Origin of the sequence: Stenotrophomonas sp. LMG 10879 (assembly GCF_002750935.1) — a bacterium.
In the GTDB taxonomy this organism is placed as follows: Bacteria; Pseudomonadota; Gammaproteobacteria; order Xanthomonadales; family Xanthomonadaceae; genus Stenotrophomonas; species Stenotrophomonas lactitubi_B.
On the sequence record NZ_PEJT01000004.1, the window covers coordinates 378,840 to 389,309 of the forward strand.

10 protein-coding genes are annotated in these 10,470 nt (G+C 66.3%); 4 read left to right on the plus strand and 6 right to left on the minus strand.

The window, feature by feature from the left end; translation table 11 throughout:
* Positions 1-4: 4 nt before the first annotated feature.
* The 4 genes from kdpA to pyrE all read right to left on the minus strand — a co-directional run bounded on the left by kdpA (position 5) and on the right by pyrE (position 3,375).
* Positions 5-1,714, minus strand: a complete 1,710-nt coding sequence (gene kdpA / locus CR919_RS08690; protein WP_099819666.1) for a potassium-transporting ATPase subunit KdpA — start codon at positions 1,712-1,714, stop codon at positions 5-7.
* Positions 1,715-1,726: 12 nt separating this feature from the next.
* Entirely contained in the window at positions 1,727-1,819 is a 93-nt protein-coding gene (locus CR919_RS08695; RefSeq protein WP_005407770.1) for a potassium-transporting ATPase subunit F, read from the minus strand.
* Between the two features lie 218 nt (positions 1,820-2,037).
* Complete coding sequence (locus tag CR919_RS08700; RefSeq protein ID WP_099819667.1) at positions 2,038-2,697, minus strand: hypothetical protein; 660 nt, start codon at positions 2,695-2,697, stop codon at positions 2,038-2,040.
* Positions 2,698-2,715: 18 nt separating this feature from the next.
* The gene (pyrE, locus tag CR919_RS08705; RefSeq protein WP_025879424.1) at positions 2,716-3,375 is read right to left on the minus strand and encodes an orotate phosphoribosyltransferase; all 660 of its coding nucleotides are present in this window, start codon (positions 3,373-3,375) and stop codon (positions 2,716-2,718) included.
* Positions 3,376-3,538: 163 nt separating this feature from the next.
* On the opposite strand from pyrE, the gene CR919_RS08710 reads away from it, so the two are divergent.
* From CR919_RS08710 to CR919_RS08720, 3 genes are all read left to right on the plus strand, one after another.
* The gene (locus tag CR919_RS08710) at positions 3,539-4,339 is read left to right on the plus strand and encodes an exodeoxyribonuclease III (RefSeq protein WP_099819668.1); all 801 of its coding nucleotides are present in this window, start codon (positions 3,539-3,541) and stop codon (positions 4,337-4,339) included.
* Entirely contained in the window at positions 4,336-5,640 is a 1,305-nt protein-coding gene (locus CR919_RS08715; protein WP_099819669.1) for an MFS transporter, read from the plus strand. Before CR919_RS08710 ends, CR919_RS08715 begins: the two co-directional genes overlap by 4 nt.
* Positions 5,641-5,717: 77 nt before the next feature.
* Positions 5,718-5,948, plus strand: a complete 231-nt coding sequence (locus CR919_RS08720) for a hypothetical protein (protein ID WP_099819670.1) — start codon at positions 5,718-5,720, stop codon at positions 5,946-5,948.
* Between the two features lie 55 nt (positions 5,949-6,003).
* Here CR919_RS08720 and CR919_RS08725 read toward each other — a convergent pair whose 3' ends face one another.
* Both CR919_RS08725 and CR919_RS08730 read right to left on the minus strand, forming a co-directional pair.
* Positions 6,004-7,131: an anhydro-N-acetylmuramic acid kinase gene (locus CR919_RS08725; protein WP_099819671.1), complete on the minus strand. Its 1,128-nt coding sequence runs from the start codon at positions 7,129-7,131 to the stop codon at positions 6,004-6,006.
* A gap of 64 nt (positions 7,132-7,195) precedes the next feature.
* Entirely contained in the window at positions 7,196-8,665 is a 1,470-nt protein-coding gene (locus CR919_RS08730) for a peptidoglycan DD-metalloendopeptidase family protein (protein WP_099819672.1), read from the minus strand.
* Between the two features lie 167 nt (positions 8,666-8,832).
* Here CR919_RS08730 and tyrS point away from each other — a divergent pair, with 167 nt between their 5' ends.
* Positions 8,833-10,041 carry a tyrosine--tRNA ligase gene (gene tyrS, locus CR919_RS08735; protein ID WP_032977018.1) on the plus strand — a complete coding sequence of 403 codons (1,209 nt, stop codon included), beginning with the start codon at positions 8,833-8,835 and terminating at the stop codon, positions 10,039-10,041.
* Positions 10,042-10,470 lie beyond the last annotated feature (429 nt).

The following is a 10,470-nucleotide window of genomic DNA, read 5'->3' on the forward strand; positions in this document are numbered from 1 at the left end:
GTCCTCAGTGCAGTCCCAGGCTCAGGTGGTCGGCGATCGGGCCGAGTACCAGCGCCGGCATGAACTGCAGCACGGTCAGGATGACGATCACCGAGACCAGGGTCAGGGCGAAGGTCGGGGTTTCGATCTGCAGGCTGCCGGCCGATTCAGGCGCCTGCCGCTTGGCGGCCAGCTGCGCGGCCACCACCAGCGGGATGATCAGCAGCGGGAAGCGGCCCAGCAGCAGCACCAGCGAGCAGCTCAGGTTCCACCAGGGCGTTGCGTCGCCCAGGCCCTCGAAGCCCGAGCCGTTGTTGGCGTAAGCCGAGACATACTCGTAGAACACCTGGCTGATGCCGTGGAAACCGGGATTGGAGGTGCCGGCCAGCCCGGGCACGGCCAGCGTGATCGCGGTGAACAGCAGCAGGGTGATCGGCTGCAGCAGCACCAGCAGGGCCAGCAGGCGCACCTGTGGTGTTTCCAGCTTGCGGCCGAACAGTTCCGGCGTACGGCCGGTCATCAGCCCGGCCAGGAACACGCCCAGCAGCAGGTACACGATGAACTGCTGCAGGCCGCAGCCGATGCCGCCCCAGATCGCGCTGACCAGCATGTTGACCATCGCCAGGCCGCCAGACAGCGGGCTCAGCGAATCGTGCATGCCGTTGACCGAACCGTTGGAGACCTGGGTGGTCACCGCCGCCCACAGCGCGGTGCCATCGGCGCCGAAGCGCACTTCCTTGCCTTCCATCAGCAGCGGCGTGGCCGCGCTGGCGCTATGGCCCTCGCTCCACACCATCGCGCCGGTGGACAGCAGCGACATGCCGAGCATGCAGCTGAACACCAGCGCGCCGAAACGACGGCGCCCGGTGAACGCGCCGATCATGAAGATCACCGCCATCGGCACCAGCAGGATGCCGATCACCTCCAGCATGTTCGACACCGGGGTCGGGTTCTCCAGCGGGAAGCTGCTGTTCGGGCCATACCAGCCGCCACCATTGGCGCCCAGTTGCTTGGCCGCGACCATCGCCGCAACCGGGCCCAGCGGCAGCTTCTGCTGCGCCATGCCGGCGCTGGCGTCGATCGGCGTGGCCTGCGGGCCACCGGCCATCGTGGAGGGCACGCCCTGGCTGGTCAGCAGCAGCGTCCACACCAGGCACAACGGCAACAGGAAGCGCACGCACAAGCGCACGACGTCCGCGTAGTAATTGCCCACCGCCACCTGGCGGTCATCGCCCGCGACGGGTGCGGTGACCGATTTCGGTGCACGCGAGAACAACGCACGCAGCGTCGCCACGGCCAGCGCCAGGCCCATCATCGGCGTCACCACCTGCAGGCCGGTGATGCCGGTCATCTGCGAGAAATAGGACAGCTGTGCCTGGCCGGAGTAGTGCTGCTGGTTGGTGTTGGTCAGGAACGAGATCATCGTGTGCAGCGCCGTGTCCCAGCGCATGTTCGGGATCTGGTCCGGATTCAACGGCAACCACGCCTGGGTCATGAACACGGCCTGGGTCAGCACCGCGATCACCACGTTGCTGAGCACGAACGCCAGCACGTAACCGCGCCAGGACATCGAGCGTGACGGATCAACGCCGAGCACCCTGTACAGCGGCTTTTCGATCCAGTGGAACAGCACGTCGACCTTCATCGGCGTGCCGCGCATCACCCGGGCAAGGTACAGGCCCAGGGGCCAGGCCAGCAGCAGGCTGGCGGCAAGAATGGCAAGAATTTCAGTCATGGCAGGCTCCGCTCAGAACGACTCGGGCCGCAGCACGACATAAAGAAGATAGGCGGCGGCAACCAGCACCAGCACGCCACACAGCAACGACAGCCAGGGGGACATGGAATTGAGACCTGGTGGAACCCCTCCACCTCAGGCCGTCATCGTCGTCCCCACCCCCATAAACGCACTACGCGCCGGACCGGGCCGACGCGTAAAGAGTGCATAAATTCCGTGGGCCAACCCGTAACCAGCCCCGCCTGCTGTAGAGCCGAGCCTACGCTCGGCTGCTCATTCCCGAGGTCAAGCGGAGCCGAGCGTGGGCTCGGCTCTACCGGCAATCACGGGGCTTGGCTCGCCGGTGCCACGCCCTTCAGCTCGCGATAGCGCTGCAGGCTGCTCTCGATCTCGACCTTCAATGCCTGCTGCTGCTGTTCGAAGCTGGCCAGCAGCCGCTGCTGCGACTGCAGCTGCGCATGGCGCTGGCTGATCGCCTGGGCCTGCTTGTCGGCCACCTTGCCGCCGGCCAGTTCGCGGTCACCGGCGGCAGCAAGCAGGGCCACCAGCGAATCGCGCAGGCTGGCCACGTTGTACTGGGCGGTCTTGAGGTTGTTGTCGAGCACCTCCTGGCGCTCGGCGAACACGCGCCGCAGCGCGTTCTCATCACCGTAGGTGGTCAGCATCGCCTGTTCGGTGCGCTGGCGGGTCTGTTCGGCCATCTGGTCCAGCTGGACCTGCGCCGCCGCCGTGCTGGCGGCAGCGCGTTCCTCATCGCTCAACGCGCGCTGCACCTGCGCGTTGCGCAGGCCGCTGTTGGCGCTGAACTCATCGCGGGCGTGGTTGACCGCATCGGCCGGCAGCGCATCGCTGCAGATCCGCTCCTTGCCCTCGTTCCAGCAGTACAGCTTCTTGTCTGCGGCCTTGCCGCCGGACTGTGCCAGCAGCGTCTGCGGCATCACCAGCAGCAGGCTGGCAGCAACGATGGCAGGAACTCGGAACATGCGACCTTCCCCTGATGGTCAGCGCGTGGAACGGACGCCGTACTGGGCGCGATAGGCCTCCAGCGGCTGCCGGTAGCCTACAAGTTCCGGATTTCCGGACGCGAAATCAAGCAGGTCGGCCAGTGTCGCCACGGCGATCACCGGGATGCCGGCTTCTTCGGCCACGGCCTGTGCGGCGGAGCGATGGTCGCTGTCCGAGGCGATCTCCTGGCGGTCCAGGGCCACCACGATGCCGGCCGGAATGCCGCCCGCAGCGCGGATGATCGCCAGCGCCTCGCGGATGGCGGTGCCGGCGGTGATCACGTCGTCGACGATCAGCACGCGCTTGCCGGTCATGTCGGCGCCGATCAGCTGGCCGCCTTCACCATGGTCCTTCACTTCCTTGCGGTTGAACGACAGCGGCAGGTCGCGGCCACGCTGGGCCAGCTCGCAGGCCATTGCGGTGGCCAGCGGAATGCCCTTGTAGGCCGGGCCGAACACCACGTCGTACTTGATCCCGGTGGCGTCGATGGCGTCGGAATAGCACGCGCCCAGCTGCGACAGCAGGGAACCGGAGTCGAAACGGCCGGCGTTGAAGAAATAGGGGCTCAGCCGGCCGGACTTGAGGGTGAACTGGCCGAAGCGCAGGGCGTCGGCGGTCAGGGCCAGCTGCAGAAAACGGTGACGGTGGTCGCTCATCAAAACTCGATTCATCTTCATTTGGAGCGCAAATCCTAATCCAGCTGGGCTTTCCGCGCTCGTCCAGCCCCTTCACGCGGGTGTCCGGGGCGGCCCCCGCGGGCTGCTCAGCCCGGCAGGCAACCGGTATGCTTGCCCGGTTTCCCGCCGTAGGTTCTTCCGCATGCGCATCATCAGTTTCAATGCCAATGGCATCCGCTCGGCCGCGACCAAGGGCTTCCTCGACTGGTTCCGTGGCCAGGATGCCGACGTCCTCTGCATCCAGGAGACCAAGGCCCAGGAAGACCAGCTGACCGACCCGATGTTCCGCCCGGACGGCCACCATTGCTTCTACCGCGATGCCATCACCAAGAAGGGCTACAGCGGCGTGGCGATCTACAGCAAGCGCGAACCGGACCAGGTCATCACCTCGCTGGGCTGGGCTCCGTTCGACGACGAAGGCCGCTACATCGAGGCGCGCTTCGGCAACCTCAGCGTGGTCTCCTTCTATATTCCCTCCGGCAGCTCGGGTGACCTGCGCCAGGGCTTCAAGTTCGAAGTGATGGAGTGGCTGCGGCCGATCCTCGAGGAATGGGCGCGCAGCGGCCGCGACTACGTGCTGTGTGGCGACTGGAACATCGTCCGCTCGGCGCTGGACATCAAGAACTGGAAGTCCAACCAGAAGAACTCCGGCTGCCTGCCCGAAGAACGCGACTGGCTCAATGCCCTGTGCGCCGACCACGGCCAGGCCACCGACGTGGCCAGCGGTCGCGGCTGGGCCGATGCCTATCGCCTGCTCAATCCGACCGGCGAGGACTACACATGGTGGAGCAACCGTGGTGCCGCCCGTGCCAACAACGTCGGTTGGCGCATCGACTACCAGTTCATCACCCCGGGCCTGCGTGACCGCCTGCGCAGCTGCTCGATCTACCGCGACCAGCGCTTCTCCGACCACGCACCGTTCATCGTGGACTACGACCTGTGACCGAGGCTGCCAAGCCGGCCGGCTACAAGGGCTGGGCCGGCATCAAGCGTGCGTTCGGCACGCCCTCGGCGCTGACCATGGCCCTGCTGGGCTTCGGCAGCGGCCTGCCGTTCCTGCTGATCGCCTCGCAGACCCTGTCCACGCGCCTGCGCGATGTCGGCCTCGATCTGGGCAGCATCGGCCTGATCAGCCTGGCCAGCTTCTTCTACCTGCTCAAATTTGTCTGGGCACCCCTGCTGGATCGCTACGCGTTTCCGTTGCTGGGTTTCCTGGGCCGCCGCCGCTCGTGGCTGCTGGTCTCGCAGATCCTGGTGCTGGTGGGCCTGGTTGCACTGGCGTTCGTGCGGCCGGAGCAGGGCGTGTGGCCGCTGGTGGCCTGGGTACTGGTGGCGTCGTTTGCAGGGGCCACCCAGGATTCGGTGGTCGACGCCTACCGCATCGAGATCGCGCCGCAGACCGCGCAGGCCGCCCTGGCCGCCACGTACACGCTGGGCTATCGCATCGGCCTGATCCTGGCCGGTGCCGGCGCGTTGTATCTCGCGCAGTTCGAAGGCTGGATCATTGCCTATCTGGCCATGGCCGCCCTGATGATCCTGCCGATCATCACCACCCTGTTCTGCCGCGAGCCCGAGCGTCCGGCCAACGCCGTGCAGCGCCGCATCGACATTGCCGAAGCGTTCGTACAGCCGATCACCAGCTTCTTCAGCCGCAACGGCATGGCACTGGCATTGGCATTGCTCGCGTTCGTCGGGTTCTTCAAGTTTCCCGACCAGGTCATCGGTGTGATGGCCGGTCCCTTCTATCTCGACTCGGGCTTCGACAAGGCCGACATCGCCACCGTATCGAAGCTGTTCGGCGTGTGGATGGGTATTGGTGGCGCGTTCATTGGCGGTATCGCCGTCGCCGCCTTCGGTTTCCGCCGGATGCTGCTTGTCGCAGCGTTGGGTGTGGCCCTGTCCAACCTGGCCTTCCTGCTGATGGCGCACAATCCGGGGCAGTTGTGGGCGTTCTACGCTGCGCTCAGTGCCGACAACCTGTTCCAGGGCTTCGCCGGCACGGTGCTGGTGGCATTCATGTCTTCGCTGACCGATCGCAACTTCACCGCGACCCAGTACGCCCTGCTGGTATCGCTGGCCAATCTGCCGGGCAAGTTCGTCGGCGGCGTCTCCGGCTACATCGTGGAAGCGACGTCCTACAGCACCTTTTTCATGCTCAGCGCCGTCACGGTGGTGCCGACCATGCTGCTGCTGGCCTGGCTGTGGCCACGCATCCTTGACCGTGGGCCGTCGCCCGCCGCCTGATTGCCTGTCCGCGCTTACTGCGGGATGATCGCCCCGACGCGCCGAGGGGGCGGTGCCTTGCGAACGGGGAAGTGAGCATGGCCGACGTAGTGCTGCGGGACCTGGACCCGCTGCTGCTGGAACGCATCAAACGGGTCTCGGTTGCCCGCGGCTGGACCCATGAACAGACCTGCGCGGCCCTGCTGGAGCAGGGCCTGTTCAGCAGTGAACTGGAGGTCCGCTCCGGCTTCGGCGATCCCGAAGTCGACGCCCTGTCCGACGCGATTGCCGCACTGCAGGCCCTCCCTGCCGGCCAAGGCTTCGATTAGCCCCGCAGGACCGGCTGCCCAGTAGATCCACGCCATGCGTGGATGGGGCCAACCCTCACGCCAAGTGAATCGCCCCGAGAATCCGCGGCCCCTTCGCCCCGGTCACGCTCGGCAGGTTGCCCGCCAGCCCGTCCATCGTCCGCTGCGCCAGCCACGCAAACCCCATTGCCTCCACATACTCCGGGTCCAGCCCGTGCAATGCCGTGGATTCGACCACCACGCCCGGCAGTCGCGCCGCCAGCCGCCGCATCAACTGCGCGTTGCGCACACCGCCGCCGCATACCAGTACCCGGCGGGTGTCCGGCTGCTGGGCCAGCAGCGCATCCACCACCGTCGCCGCGGTCAGCTCCAGCAGCGTCGCCTGTACATCGGCGGCGGCAAACTGGCCTTCCTCCATGTGCGCTTCGGCCCACGGCAGGTGGAACTGCTCGCGCCCGGTGCTCTTGGGCGGCGGCAGCGCGAACCACGGGTCGGCGCGCCAGCCGGCCAGCAGGCTGTCATCCACCGCACCACTGGCAGCGTAGGCACCGTCAGCGTCGAAGCTGCGCCCGGTATGGCGCTGGCACCAGGCATCCATCAGCGCATTGGCGGGGCCGGTATCGAAGCCACGCACGACGCCTTCGCGCGGAATCAGGGTCAGGTTGGCGATCCCGCCCAGGTTCAGCACCGCACGGTCCTCATTGGCTGCACCCAGCATGCCCAGGTGGAAGGCGGGCATCAGCGGCGCCCCGTGGCCGCCGGCGGCAACGTCGCGGCGGCGGAAATCGCACACCGTGGTGATGCCGGTCAGTTCGGCGATGCGGTTGCCGTCGCCCAGCTGCAGGGTGAAGGCCGGGTCGGCCAACGGTCGATGGCGCACGGTCTGCCCGTGCGAGCCGATGGCCCGCACCTGCGAACGGTCGACACCGGCCTCGTCCAGCAGCTGGTTGGCGGCGGCGGCGAAGCTGATCGCAATCCGCGCGTCCAGCTCGCCCAGCTCTTCCAGCGACTGCAGCGGACCGCCTTCACCGAGGGCTACCAGCCGCGCCCGCAGTACCGGCTCCCAGCGGGCGGTCAGCCCATGCACGAAGCGGCAACCTCCGTCGGCCGGGAACTGCACCAGCGCGGCATCGATGCCGTCAGCGCTGGTGCCCGACATCAGGCCCAGGTAGAGGGGAAGGGACGGATCGGCAGTGGTGTTCATGGCGGGCATAAAAAAAGGACACGGCAAGCTTGTGCTGCCGTGTCCTCCTTCGTCAACGCAGGGCTCAGCCGCGCTTGCGGCCTGCCGGTGCCTTGTCCTTGGCGCTGGCCACCTCGGTGGTCGCGCTTTCGGCGGCCGGGGCGGGGCTGGCGTCGGCGTAGATCAGCTTCTCCATGCCCTGGATGCGGGCCATCGCCGGCGCGGTCTGCGCCCGGAACGCCACCAGCTCGGCACCCTTCAGCGGCTCCGGCGGCGGCATGGTCACCGTCAGCGGGTTGCGGTGTTCGCCATTGACCCGGAACTCGTAGTGCAGGTGCGGGCCGGTCGCCAGGCCGGTCGAGCCGACGTAGCCGATCACCGTGCCCTGGGCCACGCGCTGGCCGTTCTTGATCCCGGCAAAGCGCGACATGTGGCCGTACAGGGTGGTGTGGCCACGGCCATGGTCGAGGATCACCACGTTGCCGTAACCGCGCTGCACGCCGACGAACTGCACCCGCGCGTCGCCGGCGGCCATGATCGGGGTACCGGTGCGTGCGGCGTAGTCCACGCCCTTGTGCATGCGCATCTTGCCCAGCACCGGGTGCTTGCGCGCGCCGAAGGTCGAGCTCAGCCGCGCGAAGGGGATTGGCATGCGGATGAAGCTCTTCTTCAGCGAACGGCCGTTGATGTCGTAGTACTCGGACTTGCCGTTGCGGTCGAAGCGGAAGCCGGAATAGGTCTTGCCACCGGTGGTGAAGGTCGCCGCCAGGATCTTGCTGGTGTCCACCTTCTCGCCTTCGCGCCAGGTTTCATCCATCACCACGCTGAAGCGGTCGCCCGGCTGCAGGTCCTTGGAGAAGTCGATGTCGTACTTGAAGATGTCGTCGGTCATCGTCGCGATTGCCGATGGCGACAGTCCGGCGCGGCGTGCAGCCGCATACAGCGAACTGGTGATCTCGCCGCTGGTGACCACCGTCCGCGTGGACGTCTCGCGTTTGGTCACCGTTTCCTTGATGTCATCGCCGCTCAGGCTCAGCTCGACCCGGTTGTCGGCATCGCGGTCGAAGCGGATGCTGCGCAGGTCACCGGACAGCGGCATGTCGAAGGCGATCTCGGCGCCCGGGCGCAGCTTGGTCAGCGATTCGCGAGCCCCCGGATGGTCCAGCACCCGGTGCAGGGTGGTTGCCGGGATGCCGGCCTTGTCGAACAGGTCGCTCAGGGTCTGCCCGCGCTGTACCCGCAGCACCTGCCAGCTGTCGCCGGGGATCTGCTGCTGGCGGGCCATTGCCAGCGGCGGCAACGGCAGGGCCAGGCTGGTGTGGCTGTCGGCGTAGGGGGCATCGATGGTGTGGGAGAAGCCCGGCACGATCGTGGCCACCAGTGCGCCGATGGTCACAAACAGGCTGGCGTGCATCCAATGACGGCGCGTCCAGCGCTCATTGAACGCAGCGGGAAGGTGTTGCCTCAGCTTCCGGTGCAGGGCGTTGTCGTGCAGGACGTGGAGTCGTTCCTGGAAGCGCTGCTTGCGTGCGCGGCCTTGATCGGAATTGAGCATCAGATGTCGGTCTCTGGCTGACCCGGGAACGCGGGCCCAAACGCCGGTAACATAGACACCTAACAAATTCGCGTCAAACCCTTGTGCCTATTGGCTTTTGTGAAGCCGATCGGGTTAACTTCGCTTTAACACCCCATATAAGAAACGGCGTTGCCGGGAGTAGTCACGTGTCCTCGATTGAAGAAGCCCTTGCCCTGATCGGCCGCGGTGCCGACGAGATCCTCAAGCTCGAGGATCTGCGCGCGCGCCTGCAGGAAGGCCGCCCGCTGCGCATCAAGGCCGGCTTCGACCCCACCGCGCCGGACCTGCATCTGGGCCACACGGTGCTGCTGAACAAGATGCGTCAGTTCCAGGACCTCGGCCACCAGGTCATTTTCCTGATCGGCGACTTCACCGGCATGATCGGCGACCCCTCCGGCAAAAGCCTGACCCGCAAGCCGCTCAGCCGCGACGACGTGCTGGCCAACGCCCGCACCTATGAAGAGCAGGTGTTCAAGGTGCTGGACCGCAGCCGCACCGAGGTCCGCTTCAATTCGGAGTGGTTCGGCAAGATGAGCGCGGCCGACATGATCCGCCTGGCCGGCCAGCACACTGTGGCGCGCATGCTCGAGCGCGACGACTTCGCCAAGCGCTACGCCGCCCAGCAGTCCATCGCCATCCACGAATTCCTGTACCCGCTGGTGCAGGGCTACGACTCGGTGGCCCTGGAAGCGGACGTCGAGCTCGGGGGGACCGACCAGAAGTTCAACCTGCTGATGGGCCGTGGCCTGCAGGAACACCACGGCCAGAAGCCGCAGGTGGTGCTGACCATGCCGTTGCTGGAGGGCCTGGATGGCGTCAACAAGATGTCCAAGTCGCTGGGCAACTACATCGGTATCAGTGAACCGGCCATCGACATCGTCACCAAGACCATGAAGGTGGATGACGCCCTGATGTGGCGTTGGATCGAGCTGCTGTCCTTCGATATCAGTCAGGCCGAAGCGGCTTCCCTGCGCGAGCAGATCGCCGCTGGCCTGAACCCGCGCGTGGTGAAGCTGCGCCTGGCCCGTGAACTGGCGACCCGGTTCCACGACGCCGCAGCGGCCGAACAGGCGATTGCCGGCTGGGAAGCGGCTGTCACGGGGCAGGGCGACATCACCCAGCTGCCGCTGCAGGACGTGGCGATCCCGGCCGAAGGCCTGCGCATCGCGGCGCTGCTGACCGCTGCCGGCCTGACCCCGAGCAACTCCGAGGCCAACCGCAAGCTCAAGGAGCGTGCGGTGAAGGTGGACGGCGAAGTGGTGGAAGACGGCCAGCAGGTGCTGCAGCCGGGCTTCGAGGGCCTGCTGCAGGTCGGCAAGCGCACCTTCGCCCGCGTGCGCCTGGTCGCTGCCTGACAACAAGGAAGGGCCGGCGCAAGCCGGCCCTTCCTTGTGCTCTTGTAGAGCCGAGCCCACGCTCGGCTGCTTCTGCTCTCCGCGGAACAGTCCCTGCCAGGACCTTCTGGATGAACAGATGCAACATCCGATGAAAAAAGTTGCCACACCCCCTTCACAAAGGCCGCGAATAGGGACATACTTTCCCTCCCCCGTCGCAGGGGTCGCCAACAAGGGGCTTCAGCGGCACAAGGGACGCCATCACCGACGAACGAGATGATCGAACGAAAGGTGTTGACGGACTCGAAAAGTCCGGCATAATAGGCGGCTCGCTACGAAGGAAACTTCGCAGCACACGGGAACGGCGCTGAGGCCACTTCCCCGGATCTTTGAAAGTATGCGCAGGTATCTTGTGAAGGCGCCTGCAGGAAGGATGATTGTCCATCTTGC